Raw genomic sequence first — 15,347 nt, forward strand, 5'->3', positions numbered from 1 at the left:
TCAGGTTGGGTTATCGGTTGGTGGATGGCGTATATCAGTATAGTGAAAGTCCAAGTAAGGAGGCTGTAGCCTGGCAGGGATACGATAGTTTTCCGGGCATGGATCGTTATGAAGATAAAGTGATTAAGGCCGGGACCGTGTTGGTCAAATTGGAGCCCTCAAGCTCCGGTTACTTTACGACCCTTGAAGTCTATGAAAGCCTTAAAAAGAACGGAAAGGTATCCGCGGTAGAGTTAAGCGAGGGGCTGCAGGTGGCTCCCTGGAGAAATCCGAAAACGGACGAGATCGTATATAGATCAAAGGTTTCATTTACGATTCTTGAGAATGATATCGTAGCAGCCTATGGTGAAAAAACATTAGCCAATCAGGAATACGGGGAAGGCAATTTCGTTCAAATCTACGTTGCCGGCTACGATAAAGATGCGAAAGAGAAAATTGGTCTTAGAGATCATGGCGGCGAAGAATTGGTCGATACGACAATTAGCAAAGAGCAGTGGAATGAAATTCAAACGAGGCATACCCAGCATCTTTTGAAGCGTAATTTGTTTTGTTATTTGAAAAGCCGGGACGTTTTGTCGAGGATTGCGAGCGATACGCAAGATGTGGCCATCAGGGAATTTTGCGAAAAACAATTGCAAAAAGTCGATAAGCGTATTAACACATATATTGAGGATATCCAACTAAGCATAGGGACGGTCGGAAGAATACATGCCCCTTCTTATGACGAGCTGAATAGATACTTAAATAATAAAATTGAAGACAGGCAGGTTATCGGAAGCCTGGAGAAGGAAATAGACGGTACGTTCGAAGGCTTGATGAAAAAGGTAGAAGGAGATTTGGATAAACAGGATAAGAAAAGCATCAATGTTGACGAATTGTCTTTTGTCTATCAACTTCATTGTTTTACGAAAGTGAATAAAGAGATCGGCATGCTAGAAATGGAAAAAAACCGGAAGCCGGCCTCCATGGCCGATCGGATGGAAAAATTCAAGAAGCTGTCTTCCTTATCCGGTTTACAGAAAGATCTGATAAGGTCGATTGGGGGGCCGGGGAAAGAGGTTGCCCGGAAATTAAGCGCAAATTTGGAAAGATAAAAAAAGGAGGATATCCAAATGATTGACCTATCCACTGGAAAATTTACCTTAAGGGAAGGCGTTGAATTATATCCCGGAATGACAAGGGACGAATTTTATTTAACATCGTTATTTCAAACTGAATTATATCGCGAATCCGATAAGGATGATCCTGGAAATCGGAGCTACTACCTTAAGCCCCAAACGGTTGACGGGTATGAGATGAGCGTGGAGGTTTTCTTGTCTGATCATAATTACGTTACTGAAATCGAGCTCACGCGCCCGGACTTTTATGACTGGCCGAACTGGCCGCAAGATATAAGTGAGGCGGATTACGCTTACTCCATAAAAAAATACAATGATGATTTTTTGGAGAATCAGATCAAGAAAAGTATCGGAGAAGGGGATGAAGCGTCGTTCGACTATGATTGGGGCTCGATTACTTCTTCAATTAATTTAAGGCATACTCCTAATGTAAAGATCACCCTTCGTTATAGAGAAGCTCCTTTTCTTAAAGCCAAAGGAATAACTTTTGATCATATCGACGTATTTGGAAATGGAAATCAGTAAGGTCAAACGAATCCTATAGCGTCGCTCATGAACGAAGGGGGGAGGAAATCATAATGTATAATCGCACGAAAGCTATTCTGATTGCTGCCGCTGCGGCAGTCATCGTTATCGTATTGATTGTGGTCGCCATTATTCAAAACGGAAAAGGCAAGCCCATGAATGATGCGCGTAGTGAGGCTTCCTCCGAGACGACGGTAAGCGCGGCTGAGAATACTTCTTTTGAGGCGGATAAAGGGAACGCATCTTCAGAAGTCGAACAGTCTGACAATATCGGAGACTTTAACATAACGGGCACCTGGTACAGCGACAGGTCGGACGAGGATGAAATCACTTTTTCTGAAAACGGAACCTATATTTCTTCCGCATGGCTAGCTCCGGGTAAATACACGGTGGAAGGAGATCAAATCATCCTGACGGATAAATTTGGAACGATGAAAAAGTTGGCCATAAAGACGCAAGACGGAGAAACAACTCTTTTTTCGGATAATCAATCCTATTCCCATACATATTATTCTACGCGGGAAATGGCCTTGTCAGGCTCGGAGAGCGGCCAGGTTGCCGACGGAAAAATACGTGAGGATTATAAAATGGTAATCGGTCAGATTCTTCCTGGTAGCTGGATCAGTTCGGATCAGAGTACCGAGGCAGTTTTTAAGGACCAGGGATTCGTGATTAAAAATATAGAGGAATCTGCAGCATCTAAAGAAGAGAGGTTCTCTTATACGATCACTGGTATAGAGTTCAAAGACAATTCCCATTTTGTGGTTACGATGGACGTGAAGAACCTCGGGAATGGAAGCACCTTCACCTTGGAAAGCTTGAAAATTTATGAAAACCAAATTGGATCTTATTCGTTTGACAGTCCGACATTTCCGTACCGCGATACGTTTGATAAAGCTGGACCGGTTGCGATTAGCGGGTCTTTGACGGATCCTGACCGGGCAAAAGGGGAGGTTACCGAGGTTCCATTATTTGATGCGGAAGAACTTAAAGCGGTTGAAAAAGGCGTTGTCGGCACTTGGAAAGGGTCGGTCGATCCGCTTCGGGACGGAAATGTACTGAATCAGACGTATGTTTTTAAAGCAGATAAAACCTATTCCATTTCTTATGACGGATTTTCCGAATCCGGTACCTATACGGTTACCCATGATGAGAAAAACGCCCTATATCCGCATACATTTATTTTGAAAAGCGGGGAGATGACGACGAAGAAGATTTTTAAAATCGATTCCGGCTATCAAACGATTACATTCGAGGATATGAAATCCCCTGAATTAAAAAAACAGTGATCGGAGACAAATGAAAAAATACGAATAACAACAAGACTGTGTGGATTTTAGAAAAAGCCGTTCCTTTTCATTCTAGCGAAGAGGAGCGGCTTCTTCTTAAGGAACAGTATTTACCGGATTTCTCCGAACCTTAAAAAAAATAAAAAAAGCGTCAAATTTGGCGGCAATGACGAGATCAAGGTATACGATTAGCAAACTTAGCGAAAGCCTTGTGAACCAACCGAATGGGAATGGGCTTTTTTTGCGTTATACAAAGGAAATAACACCATAATATGTAAAAATGATTATTGATGTAATCGCTTACAAAGGCTAGCATAGCTAGTATCCTTCGCAGGAAAAAGGAGGTGGGCCCGGCATTGGGAAGGCGGAGGATCAGGCGGCTTTATTTATTTCATTAAAAAATGGGAGGTTAATGCAATGAACCGTACAAGTTCCATAGGAATTGGAATCGGTCAACAACGTCTTATTCATGGTTTTTCGAAAAAGATCGCCGCAATTTGTTTGAGCTTTGCACTTGTCATCCCGTTCCTGCCCGGAGGGCAGGCCAAAGCTGCCGGACTCTTCAGCGACAATTTCGAAAGCGGGAATGCCGCGAACTGGACCGCAACGCAAGGCTCTTGGTCCGTGGCGACGGACGGGAGTTCCAAAGTGTATTCTCAAACGGGCACCAGCGAAGGCCGGACCTCGGCCGGTAATGCGTCCTGGACCGATTATTCGGTAGAAGCCGACGTGAAGATCGACAATTTCAACGGGACGAATCGAACCTATGTTGCGGGCCGTTATAAGGACGGCAACAACTATTATGCGGCATCCCTTTACAATAGCAGCGGCGGCAAGCTGGAAATCCGCAAAAAGGTCGGTGGCTCCTCTTCCACGCTGGTGACGAAAAACTATGCTTTATCCACCGGAACCTGGTATAAGGTGAAGTTAGAACTATCGGGATCCACGCTGAAAATGTACGTGAACAACACGCTTGAGCTAACAGCGACGGATTCCAGCTTGACGGCGGGCGCAGTTGGTCTCGTGACGCAGAAGACGGTTGCCAAATATGACAACGTGGTCGTCACCGACGGCGGCGGCACGAACCCGACGGATCCTACGGATCCGACAGATCCAACCGATCCAACCGATCCGACGGACCCGGTAGATCCGACGCCGGCGGAGGGCGACCTGTTTGTAGCGCCTAACGGATCGGCCAGCAACCCGGGAACGCTGCAAAGTCCAACGACGCTTGCCAACGCCATCGCCAGAATCGCCCCGGGCAAAACGATTTATATGCGCGGAGGAACCTATTCCTTCAATTCGGCGATTACGATTGAACGAGGCAACAACGGTACGGCAAACGCCCGTAAAAACCTGGTCGCTTACGGCAACGAAAAGCCGGTGCTGGATTTCTCCGCCCAAGCATTTGCCTCCACGAATCGGGGGCTTCAACTGTTCGGCCACTACTGGCTGATCAAAGGGCTTGAAATCAAAGGCGCAGGCGATAACGGCCTGTACATCGGCGGCAACTATAACCGGATCGAGCAGGTGGAAGTCCATCATAACCGCGATACGGGCATCCAGATCGGACGATATGCATCTTCTGCGCAGTACACCGATTGGCCAAGTTACAATGAAGTCATTAATTCCTATTCCCATGATAACTATGATCCGGACAACGGAGAAGACGCGGACGGCTTTGCGGCTAAATTGACGGTCGGCCCGGGCAATGTGTTTGACGGCTGCATCGCGGCTTATAACGTGGACGACGGCTGGGATTTGTACACGAAGTCGGACACCGGAGCGATTGGTGCGGTCACGATCCGGAACAGCATCGCCCATCATAACGGACAAACCTCGGACGGCACGTCCACGACGAACAGCGACGGCAACGGCTTTAAGCTCGGCGGGGAAAAAATCGCGGTCAATCATATCGTGGAAAACAGCATCGCATATCAAAACAAAAAGCACGGCTTCACGTATAACAGCAACCCGGGCTCCATTCAAATGAAGAACAACACATCCTGGGCCAATGGCCAAAGCAACTTCGCTTTCGATACGGGAACGCATGTGTTTACGAACAATCTGTCCTTCCAAGGCGGTTCCAGCGATAAAACCAGCGGGACGGACGTCTCCGGTTCCAACGTGTGGTGGAAAAACAACAAGAGCGTGAACGAAAAGGGACTTCTCGCGAGTGCGGAGGACTTCGTTAGCTTGACGCCTTCCGTTACCCGGAATGCGGACGGCTCTCCAAACCTGGGCAATTTCCTCAAGCTAGCTTCAGGTAGCGATCTGATCGGCTCAGGAACGCCAAGCGGGAAAAACATCGGCGCAAGATAAAAATAGTGTAATCGGCGGTAATCCCCCCGCAAACCTGAAACGATTCAGGGGCGGGGGGATGTTTTTGTCGACGTTTGTATTATTATGTAATATCTATTAAATAAATATATTTTTTACAAAATTTCAAAGGATAATTTACACAATTATAGAATACATATTGTATTCAACCAGTTAGCGACTCTATGACAAAAAAATAATAGGGAGATGAGAGGTTTGAGCAGGAGAGTTACCGCAGGAATATTAAGTTTTTTGCTGGCGTTTTCCTTGCTCCTTCCGGCCGCGGCGGCACAGGAGGAGTCCGGCTCGAAGGCAGGGCGCAGCCCGTTTGGAGTCGTGTCCGGTCTGGATCCTGACAAGGTATCTTTGGACGGACTGCATTTGGAGCAGGGGACTGTTCTGAAGAGAGAGAACACGAATCCGCAAAGAAAGTCTTCGGCAGCATTGAACGGTGGAATAACACTCGAACAGCAGAACTCCCAAGCAGAGGCAGCTATAGAACCGCAGAATTATGTCCCTCTATCCGACAGCGATGAATGGATCTCCGTGATCGTAGAATTGGAGACAACGCCCGTTAAGGTGTTTGAAGCGGGGCAAATTCAATCCAAGTCGCGTTCTTTTACAAGCTCATTAGCTTCACATCAGCTGAAACTCAAACAAGAACAGCAAAATTTCAAAAAACTTGCTCTTAACGAGCTGAACGTCACATTCGGCCGGGAATACTCCGGCATTTTCAACGGGTATTCGTTAAAGATCCCGGCCAACGAGGTAGAGGATTTGCTTCAGATTCCGGGAGTGAAGGCCGTCTACCCGAATAATACGGTATACGCCACCGCGGTGACAAGCGGTCCGGGACAGCCGGAAGGAAGCGTTCCGTTTATCGGCAGCGAATCGTGGTGGAATGCACAGGTGACCGGTAATGGGATCAAGGTCGGCGTCATCGATACCGGCGTAGCTGAGGATCATCCCGATTTGGATGCGGCGGTCCCGAATGTGAATTGGGGCTACGACTTTGTCGATGACGATAGCATCCCTTACGAAACGACGAAACAGGATTTTTTGGATGCAAAAGCGAATGATCCGACCATTCCCGAATTTCATCCGGTAACCGGCAAGCCGTATTATACGTCTCACGGTACCCATGTGGCCGGCATCATCGCCGGGCGGGGCGTAGGCGCGGGGGGACAACCCGGTATCAAGGGCGTTGCCCCTGAAGCGGAAATTTACGCTTACCGGGTGCTCGGGCCGTATGGCAGCGGGTCTTCGGAAGATGTGATCGCCGGGATCGAGAAAGCGGTAGAAGACGGCATGGACGTCATCAATCTCTCGCTCGGCTCGGAAACGAATAACGAAGGGTCCGCGGATTCCGTCGCCGTCAACAATGCGATGGCGGCGGGCGTCATCGCGGTCGTGTCCAGCGGAAACGAGGGGCCCGGCGAAGCGACAGTGTCCGACCCGGGTACCTCGGAACTGGCGATCACCGTGGGGGCTTCCAAACCTCCGTTGACTACGCCGATTATGAGCGTTTCCGGATTTTCCGAAGAGTTCTTTATGGAAACCTTCGATAAATCCGAAGGCATCGAGACCTTGACGGGATCCTATGAATTGGTCGATGTCGGCTTGGGCTCCGAAGCGGAGTATGCGGGCAAAGATTTGACCGGCAAAATCGCCTTTATCAAGCGGGGCGAATACTCCTTCGCGGATAAAGCGACCAATGCCGTCAAATCCGGTGCGCTGGCCGCGATCGTTTATAACAATGCACCGGGAACGATCGAAAGCGGTACGTTGGGAGACGCCAATGTGACGATTCCGGTTTATGCGATTTCCGGCGCATACGGTGATCAAGTCAAAGCGGCGTTGGCCTCCGATCCTTCGCTGAAGGTTTCTTTTGCTACCACGATCGAGGCGGACTTGGTCGCGGATTTAAGTTCGCGCGGGCCGTCCAAACCTTCCTATGACATCAAACCGGATATTTCTGCGCCGGGATTAAGCGTGTACTCGAGCGTCCCGGAATACGAAGGCTGGTATAAGGCCCAAAACGGCACCTCCATGGCCGCCCCTCACGTTGCGGGTGCCGCCGCACTGGCGGAACAGAAATTCGGGGGGATTTTGGACCAATATGAAATTAAAGCCTTGCTGATGAACAATACGGTGAAGCTCAGCGACCGCAGCGGCAACCGTTATACGCATATGGATCAAGGCGCAGGGCGCGTGGCGCTTGATAAAGTCATTCAGGCCAAGGCGGTAGCCATGACCGAGGAAACGACCGAACATGTAAGAGATAATGCTCCCACCAAGCATTATACGGGCAGCGTTTCTTTCGGGTATGTCGATTTTGGCGCAACGGCTAACCGGACCATCCTTGTAAAAGATATCGTTGGCCAAAATTCAACGTATTCGGCAGTAACGAAATGGTATACGCCAGGTTCCAACGCGATCGGAATCAGCCTCTCGGATAGCAGCATTACCGTACCGGCCGGCGGAGAGCAATCGCTGGTTGTCTCGGTAGACGTCCCGGCAGCTATTGCGGATATCTACCATGAAGGCGAGCTGATCCTGACGGAAACGGGAAGCGGGCATGTGATTCAACTGCCGATCTCGCTTTATATCGGCGAGGCGCCGCAAATCGATGTCGTTACGGATTTGGCGCTGACCCCTGACATTTTTTCTCCGAATGGAGACGGAGAATCCGATACTTCCGATATTACGTTCAAAGTGAATGAATATACGGAATACTTTGCCCTAGTCGTTTATAGCGAGGATGGCACTCCAATCGGAGCATTGCTGGAGGAAACCGCGGGTGTACGTGCGGGTAGCTATAGGGTTAGTGGCTGGGATGGTTCCGGATTACCGGATGGCTTGTATTTCCTGGCCCCATGGGTTGGCAACGCCCCGGATTCGGCGTTGCCGCTCGAAGAGCAAATCGCGTACTTTATTATCGATACGGAAGCTCCGGTTTCCAAGCTTGATGATCCTGGCATCAAGATAGATTATGAAAATATGACGGGAACGGTATCCGGAAAAGTAGAGGCGGAATTGTTAGTTGATTTGCTTGTTTCAAGCGATCCGGTGCCCATTTCCGACTTGATTGGTGTTGGAGTATTATTTGATGCAAACGGAGATGGAATTCCTGAACAAGTAGATGGAACGATTGACGATGATGGGCGGTTCACGATTACCGTACCGGTTATCCCGGGGAATAACTATTTTGAAGTTTACATTTATGATTTGGCGGGAAATGGATTGGTTGAACCAGCCCATACTTTGGATTTTTCATTGGATAATTCAGTAGCTCCTTCCGCGCCATTGAAAGTTAAAGCAAACGATCCATTTGCGATTGATATCCGGTTCTCAGTTGTTACCGATGCGGTATACTCCGCTAAATTTGACCTGTTGTACAGCAAAAAGTTACAATTGGATACCTTGACTAAGAGCCCGGAATTAACGGGACACCAAGAACGGCATAATCCGAGTGAGAGCCTGACAGTGACAGAACAGGTTTACGAGCAGGATGCGGATATAAGCAGACATGAAGTATTAATCAAGCTGAACGGTACGCCGGGTTATGTTGGAACAGGATCGTTAGCGGAATTTGCATTTACGGGAACGGAACCCGGAAATTACGGATTTGAACTTACGAATGCGACTTTGTATGATGCGCAAGGAAATGAAATTGATGTTCATATTGGCGAGAAGGTACGAGTTACCGTGCTCGAACAGCCGGCACTTGAAGTTGCGCCGCAATCCTTATCCGTCCAGGACGGACAGTCCGCGAAGCTGAAAGTCACTTACAAGAATGAGGACGGAAAGGTAACGGAAGTAACGGAGGATGCGAAGTATAAAGCGGCCAATCCTTCCATAGCCAACGTTACGAAGGGAACGGTTCGCGGTAAAAAGCCGGGCCAGACTACCGTTGAAATCAGCTACGAAGACTTGAAGACGGAAGCCGTGATCACGGTGACGAAAGCCACATCGCCGGGCGGAGGTAGCAGCGGCGGAACAGGCGGAGGTGGCGGTTCATCGAATCCGGCACCGACTCCAAAACCGGAACAACCTGCACCTACTGGTGGGGTAAAAGCTGCCCTGAAGGCAAATGAGCCTACGACGCTTACTTTACCGAACGGACTGACGCTAACAATTCCGGCAGGTGCGGTCACCTCGGCGGAAGCGGCCTTCGTCCAAGCGACTCCGGCCACCGAGGAAGCAACGAAGACGCTGTTGTCCGGCCTGAAGCTCGGCTCCGAATGGAAGCCGTTCGGCATCTATTACGATTTCGAGATTTTGGATAAAGACGGTAAACCGTTGGCTGGCGTGACGTTCGGCAAACCCGGGGAACTGGCCGTTCCATTAAGCGCGCTTGCCGCGAGCGGAGTCAACGGGGAGAAAATCAGCCTGTTCGAACTCGGAGCGGACGGAAAACTCACGCGCCAAAAAACTCGCCTGATCGACGGGAAGCTCGTTTCCCGCCTGAACGGTTCAGGCCGTTACATCTACCTGGCGAAGGATATTTCGTTCATGGATGTGACCAGTGCCAACTATAGCTGGGCCGTCAACGAAATCGGCGTGCTGGCTTCCCAGGACATCATTACCGGTCAAAGCGCGGATGTGTTTGCCCCCGGCAAGCAAGTGACCCGGGCGGAGTTCGTTTCACTGCTTGTTCGTGCGCTGGAATTGAATCGGAACGGCGCGGCGGCAGCCAGCTTCACCGATGTGTCCGCCGACAGCTGGTACAATGATGCGATTCAAGCCGCGGTTGCGAATGGACTTGTGAGCGGATATGCGGATCAACGCTTTGCTCCGAATCAGAACATCACGCGGGCCGAAATGGCCGTGATCTTGTCCAAGGCGCTGAAATTTGCGGGAGCTCAGGACAATGCGGGCTTACAACCGGCCGCATTCGCGGATGCGGACAGCATCCGGGACTGGGCGAAGGAAGCGGTCGGCAAGGTGACCGAATCCGGACTCATGCAGGGCCGGAGCGGCAACCGGTTTGAAGCCGGCAGCTTCACCACCCGAGCCGAAGCAGCCGTCGTCGTATACCGGTTGTATAAATTGAATACAAAGTAATGGATGGCTGAAATGAAGAAAAGCGCGAGTGCGGGGAATTCTCTCCCTGCGACTCGCGCTTTTAATTTTTACCCGATGGGCGCCCGCCGCTTATTGCGGGAGCGTCAAGGCATTTTCGTCGGCGGTCACGATGATGACCTTGGCGTTCGTCATGCCCGGCAGCGACCGGGTCATGATCGGGGAATGGTAGGCCTTGATTTTCATGCCTGCTTTCAAAGTCGTATCTCCGCCAAGCGCCGGAAGGATGACGGTGTCTTCCGAAATGTTCAGAATCACGTCATTATTCTTCGAGTCGTCGGATCCGACGTTCACATATACTCGTCCTTCCACGGTAAAGTCGGAGGCCTCGATGGTACCTTCCACCTTCGGAAGCTCCGCCGTTTGAACGATGATTTTTTCGGCATGAGAGCGCGGAGGGTAACTCAAAGCCATAAATTTGGAATAGAACACCTTCACCGCGAGGTCGGCTTTCAGCGCATCCTTTGTCAGGGCCGTTCCGTTTTCGTCCACGATTTCGGTGTCTTCGTCCACGGCCAGCATGATATAGTTCGTTCCGCCTTGCTCCAGCGGCTGCCCAACGACCGTCATTTGATCATCGGACATATTCGTGATCACGCCGTCCGTTCCGGGCGCCTCATCGTTAACGGCCGATTCCGTATTCACCATCACGTAGCTGGCGTTCGATTGCGCCGGCAAGCTCATCATGACGGCAGGGCCATAGAACGCTCTGACAGTCATGCCGGATTTAATATCGAACGCGGCAATGTTGTTTCCGTTTTGATCCAGCAGCACGGTTTTCTCCGAAAAATGCAGCACGATGCTATCTTCGATCCCGGAGGAAATGTCGGTGCCTTGCACGAAAATACCGTTATCCCGAATTTCCGAAACGGTCCCGTCGATGGCGGCAAAGGATTGATCCTGAACGACCAGGGTCAACGCCGTCCCGCGGGCTGGCAGGCTTTTCGTAATGTTCGGGCCGTAAAAGGCCTTAACCGCTTTCTTTTCGTCAATGATCGTTTTCAGCGCGACCTTTTGTCCTTTCGCGTCCACGATCTTTGTATCATTGGTGATATTCAGCACGATTTCGCTTTGATCCGACTTGGCGAGTCCCCGGCCTTTTACCGTAATGAATTTCCCGGTGTGATCATTCACGAAATGGGTGATAAGTCCGAGTGTCCCGGGCACAACCGCTTTCTCTTGTTGAGCTGCCTTGGCAGGTGCTTGGGCGGGCAAAGACGGCAGTCCGTCTTGAGCAAACGCGGCAAGCGGAAGGGCGGTCATCGCGAGCAAGGATGCTGTTGCAATCGTTTTGGTCATTTTCTTCATCATGTCAGTCCTCCAAGTGAGTTTTCTTCCTCTTCTTCCCACTCTCAGACGTAAAATGTGGCAAAAGGTTGCATAATTCGCAAACTCCCTCCTACAATGGGGGAAAAGAGTGCAGAGTGACGATTTATCGAAAGGGGGCGTAACCCATGACTTTGCAGCAACTCAAATATGTCATCGAAGTCGCGAGCCGCGGCTCCATGAACGAGGCGGCCAAACGGCTGTTCATTTCCCAGCCCAGCCTTTCCAACGCGATCCGCGATTTGGAGGAAGAAATCCGGATCACGATTTTCGAGCGGACGAACAAAGGGATTTCGCTAACGAACGAAGGGGCGGAGTTTCTGGGCTATGCGCGCCAGGTCGTGGAACAGGCGGAACTGCTGGAAAACCGGTATATGTACGGAAAGCTGTCGTCGCAGCATTTTTCGGTATCGACGCAGCATTATGCGTTTGCCGTGAACGCCTTCGTGGATGTCGTCCGGGAATTCGGCCTGGAGGAATATGAACTGGCGCTCCGCGAGACGAAAACTTATGAGATCATCGAGGACGTAAAGTCCCGCCGCAGCGAAATCGGGATTCTGTATCTGAACGACTTTAACGCCAAAGTAATCAACAAACTGCTTAAGGATGCGGGACTTCAGTTCAACAGTTTGTTCGTGGCCAAGCCGCACATCTTTATCAGCATTCAAAATCCGCTGGCCAAGCAATCGGTCGTTACGATCGATCAGCTCCGGGAATATCCGTATTTATCGTTTGAACAAGGGGAGTTCAATTCGTTTCATTTTGCCGAAGAAATTCTCAGTACGCTGTCTCATCCGAAAAGCATCCGGGTCAACGACCGGGCCACGTTATTTAACCTGCTTATCGGCCTAAACGGGTATACGATATCCACCGGCGTGCTGAGCTCCGATTTAAACGGGAACGAGATCATTCCGGTACCGCTGGATTGCGACGAAACGATCAATGTCGGCTGGATTTGCCACAAACATGCGACCCTTTCCGAGCTGGCGCTGGCCTATGTCCGGGCTTTGGAGGCGTCGGTCGGCCCTTCGGAGGCGTCGGATCATGCAGAGGATGCAGGCTTTGCCGAAAGCGGCGGGGATCTGAACGGCTCGGCGGTATGATGATAACGACATAAAAGGGCCTTATTTTGCGGAAAAGGATCTATTCCATCCAAATAGCGGCCCAAAAGGGCCTTATTTTGAGAAGAAGGCACCCGATGACCAGAATTTTGCGCTCTTTCCGGAAAATAAGGACGTAAAAGGGCCCTATTTTACGACTACAAACCCAAAACGACGAAATAAGGCCCAAAATGGCCCTTATTACCAATGAACCGCGCGTCAAATGGGCTAATCCAAGCCCCTTCCGCATATCCATGGGATATGAAGGAGCGTGACGATGATGGACAAGATCGTAGAGCGGTTTTATGAAATCAAGCAAGCTCAAAAGGAGCTGGAACAGGAACTTGCATCCTTACGGCAGGAAATTTTGGATTATTGCGGCGAGCGGAATGTGACGAAACTTGAAGTCGGCGGACATGAAGTCAAGCTCGTCCAGCAGCAGCGCAGGGAATACGATGAGCATAAGCTGTACGAGGCGCTGCCCGATCCGGAATTGTGGCGGATGCTTTCCAAACCCGACTCCTCCAAGATCGCGAGCCTGGTCAAGCTGAAGGTGATCCCTGACGAGAAGCTGAAAGACACCTATACGCTAAAAAATATAACTCTCGTGCAAGTAGATAAGAAGTAGCCGAAGTTTTAAATTGATTTTGAATTGACAGAATTTGCAAACCCGGGTACATTAGTAAACAATAGAATAGGAAGTCCACTAGGGGAGCCGTCGGCGGCTGAGACAAGAGTACAAATCTTGGACCCTTTGAACCTGATCTAGTTCGTACTAGCGTAGGAAAGTGGAGCCGGTCTTAGCTGTATCTGCAGACGACTTGCCGTTTGGTTGTTAGCTAGCGATATGTATGAGCCGCTCCGTTTTCGGGGCGGCTTTTTTGGTGTGATCAAACCCGGTTTATAGTGCATGGAATCGGGACATGGGGATCCGCCGCCTCCTTCCCAGGGCTTCCTGATCTTTCATTTGACTCTAATCTTGAAAGGTGGAGAAAACATGAGCTTTACGGAGGAATTGCGCAAGGAGACGGACGGGTTGTTCGAGGCGATATTCGAGCATCCGTTCGTTCAGGGGATTGCGTCGGGCAACCTCGGAAGAGAGCAGCTGATTCATTACGTCAAACAGGATTCCGAATATTTGAATGCATACATGCGGATTTACGGGGTGGCCATTTCAAAATGCGCGAACCGCGAGGACATCGCCATGTTCAACGAGCAAATTTCTTTTATCCTGAACCGGGAAATCCATCCGCACGGGAATTTTTGCAATGTTGCGGGGGTTCGTTATGAAGACCTGCAAGGATTTCCGCTTGCGCCAAGCGCCCATCATTACATTCGGCATATGCTGACGGTCGCGCATGAGGGAAGCCTCGGGGAGATCATGGCCGCGCTTTTGCCTTGCCCGTGGACCTATTTGGAAATCGGGAGAAAATTGATGGACGAAGTACGGCCGGATGAGGGGCATCCGTTCTACGAATGGATCCATTTCTACGGGAACACGGCGGGAGGCGCGACAAGCAAGTTCCGCCAATTGGTCGATGCGTGGGCCGAAGGGGCCACCGAGGCGGAGCGCGGGCGGATGAAGGAGTATTTTGTGCACAGCTGTCAGTTGGAGTACATGTTCTGGGATATGGCCTACAAGCTCGAAGAATGGCCGGTGCCGCTTGCGGCTGCTGTATATTGATGCGACTACGAGGTTTTGACGAGTGAAAAATAGCTTGGGAAATGGGGTTTGAACGGACATGAGCATGCTGGAAAAAGAGTTGTCCGCCCTGCTGACGCAGGTGCAAAATACGAAACCGCTCGTTCATAATATGACGAATGTCGTGGTGACCAACTTTACTGCGAACGGCCTTTACGCCCTTGGCGCCTCGCCGGTCATGGCCTATGCGCCGGAAGAAGTCGCGGATATGGCCAAAATCGCGGGCGCGCTTGTGCTGAACATCGGCACGCTATCGAGCGAACTGATCGACGCGATGATCGTCGCCGGAAGGTCGGCGAACGAGCACGGCGTGCCGGTGCTGCTCGATCCGGTCGGGGCCGGGGCGACCCGGTTCCGGACGGAATCCGCGCTAAGAATACTGAGCAAGGTCCACGTATCGCTGGTACGCGGCAATGCGGCGGAGGTCGCGAACCTTCTTGGAGAAGGAGGCGTCATCAAAGGGGTTGACGCCGGAGATAGCGACACCTACGAGAATGCTTCCCTCGCCGTAAGGGCCGCTCGGCAGTTCGGCGCGGTCGTGGCGATCACCGGACGGGAGGATGTGATTGCCGACGGGACGGCTTGCCGCGGCATTAGCGGCGGGGATGCGCTGCTGACCCAAGTGACCGGCACGGGATGCTTGCTGACGTCGGTGCTCGGAGCTTTTGCGGCGGTTTGCCCGGATATGCTGCTTGCCGGGACGGCAGGACTGGCCTTTTACGGAACGGCAGCGGCCCGTGCGGCAGAGCGTACGGCGGCCTTCGGTCCGGGCAGCTTCCAGATTGCTTTCCTGGATGAACTTGCGAAGCTGCATCCGCATTCGCTCAAAGGCTATGCCGCCGTCCGCGACATCGAGACGGCGACAACCGGGGGAGCTGTATGA

Annotated in this window: 9 protein-coding genes, 2 pseudogenes and 1 riboswitch; of the genes and pseudogenes, 10 read left to right on the plus strand and 1 reads right to left on the minus strand. The window is 51.0% G+C overall.

The genetic code is table 11. The features are described 5' to 3' along the window. Positions 1 to 5: 5 nt before the first annotated feature. From ACSFXJ_RS05670 to ACSFXJ_RS05695, 6 genes and pseudogenes are all read left to right on the plus strand, one after another. Positions 6 to 1,094: a hypothetical protein gene (locus tag ACSFXJ_RS05670; protein ID WP_435924238.1), complete on the plus strand. Its 1,089-nt coding sequence runs from the start codon at positions 6 to 8 to the stop codon at positions 1,092 to 1,094. An 18-nt stretch (positions 1,095 to 1,112) separates the two neighbouring features. After that, positions 1,113 to 1,643, plus strand: a complete 531-nt coding sequence (locus ACSFXJ_RS05675) for a hypothetical protein (protein WP_435924239.1) — start codon at positions 1,113 to 1,115, stop codon at positions 1,641 to 1,643. Between the two features lie 53 nt (positions 1,644 to 1,696). Then, the gene (locus ACSFXJ_RS05680; RefSeq protein WP_435924240.1) at positions 1,697 to 2,932 is read left to right on the plus strand and encodes a hypothetical protein; all 1,236 of its coding nucleotides are present in this window, start codon (positions 1,697 to 1,699) and stop codon (positions 2,930 to 2,932) included. 417 nt (positions 2,933 to 3,349) lie between these two features. Further along, positions 3,350 to 3,988 (plus strand): annotated as a pseudogene (locus ACSFXJ_RS05685) (LamG-like jellyroll fold domain-containing protein); the annotation flags it as partial. Between the two features lie 96 nt (positions 3,989 to 4,084). Beyond that, positions 4,085 to 5,254 (plus strand): annotated as a pseudogene (locus tag ACSFXJ_RS05690) (right-handed parallel beta-helix repeat-containing protein); the annotation flags it as partial. A gap of 213 nt (positions 5,255 to 5,467) precedes the next feature. Beyond that, positions 5,468 to 10,318 (plus strand): S8 family serine peptidase, encoded by a 4,851-nt coding sequence (locus ACSFXJ_RS05695; RefSeq protein ID WP_435924241.1) that lies wholly within the window; start codon positions 5,468 to 5,470, stop codon positions 10,316 to 10,318. Positions 10,319 to 10,408: 90 nt separating this feature from the next. Here the strand turns inward: ACSFXJ_RS05695 and ACSFXJ_RS05700 are convergent, their stop codons facing one another. Beyond that, complete coding sequence (locus tag ACSFXJ_RS05700; RefSeq protein WP_435924242.1) at positions 10,409 to 11,647, minus strand: peptidase; 1,239 nt, start codon at positions 11,645 to 11,647, stop codon at positions 10,409 to 10,411. Positions 11,648 to 11,790: 143 nt separating this feature from the next. Between ACSFXJ_RS05700 and ACSFXJ_RS05705 the strand changes: the two genes are divergently transcribed. From ACSFXJ_RS05705 to thiM, 4 genes are all read left to right on the plus strand, one after another. Continuing rightward, positions 11,791 to 12,765 carry a LysR family transcriptional regulator gene (locus ACSFXJ_RS05705; protein ID WP_435924244.1) on the plus strand — a complete coding sequence of 325 codons (975 nt, stop codon included), beginning with the start codon at positions 11,791 to 11,793 and terminating at the stop codon, positions 12,763 to 12,765. 277 nt (positions 12,766 to 13,042) lie between these two features. Continuing rightward, on the plus strand, positions 13,043 to 13,390 hold the full coding sequence (locus tag ACSFXJ_RS05710; protein ID WP_435925681.1) for a hypothetical protein: 348 nt from the start codon (positions 13,043 to 13,045) through the stop codon (positions 13,388 to 13,390). A gap of 70 nt (positions 13,391 to 13,460) precedes the next feature. Continuing rightward, positions 13,461 to 13,566, plus strand: a riboswitch (TPP riboswitch). Between the two features lie 193 nt (positions 13,567 to 13,759). Beyond that, the gene (gene tenA, locus ACSFXJ_RS05715) at positions 13,760 to 14,446 is read left to right on the plus strand and encodes a thiaminase II (protein WP_435924245.1); all 687 of its coding nucleotides are present in this window, start codon (positions 13,760 to 13,762) and stop codon (positions 14,444 to 14,446) included. 58 nt (positions 14,447 to 14,504) lie between these two features. Continuing rightward, entirely contained in the window at positions 14,505 to 15,347 is an 843-nt protein-coding gene (gene thiM, locus ACSFXJ_RS05720; RefSeq protein WP_435924246.1) for a hydroxyethylthiazole kinase, read from the plus strand.

It is taken from the genome of Paenibacillus salivarius (assembly GCF_051307165.1).
Taxonomy (GTDB): Bacteria; Bacillota; Bacilli; order Paenibacillales; family Paenibacillaceae; genus Fontibacillus.

What these genes read in the sequence shown, in the direction of transcription:
- ACSFXJ_RS05675 (WP_435924239.1), top strand. Translation starts at nt 1,113, where the DNA reads ATGATTGACCTATCCACTGGAAAATTTACCTTAAGGGAAGGCGTTGAA.
- ACSFXJ_RS05705 (WP_435924244.1), top strand. Translation starts at nt 11,791, where the DNA reads ATGACTTTGCAGCAACTCAAATATGTCATCGAAGTCGCGAGCCGCGGC.
- ACSFXJ_RS05710 (WP_435925681.1), top strand. Translation starts at nt 13,043, where the DNA reads ATGGACAAGATCGTAGAGCGGTTTTATGAAATCAAGCAAGCTCAAAAG.
- ACSFXJ_RS05700 (WP_435924242.1), bottom strand. Translation starts at nt 11,647, where the DNA reads ATGATGAAGAAAATGACCAAAACGATTGCAACAGCATCCTTGCTCGCG.
- thiM (WP_435924246.1), top strand. Translation starts at nt 14,505, where the DNA reads ATGAGCATGCTGGAAAAAGAGTTGTCCGCCCTGCTGACGCAGGTGCAA.
- ACSFXJ_RS05680 (WP_435924240.1), top strand. Translation starts at nt 1,697, where the DNA reads ATGTATAATCGCACGAAAGCTATTCTGATTGCTGCCGCTGCGGCAGTC.
- tenA (WP_435924245.1), top strand. Translation starts at nt 13,760, where the DNA reads ATGAGCTTTACGGAGGAATTGCGCAAGGAGACGGACGGGTTGTTCGAG.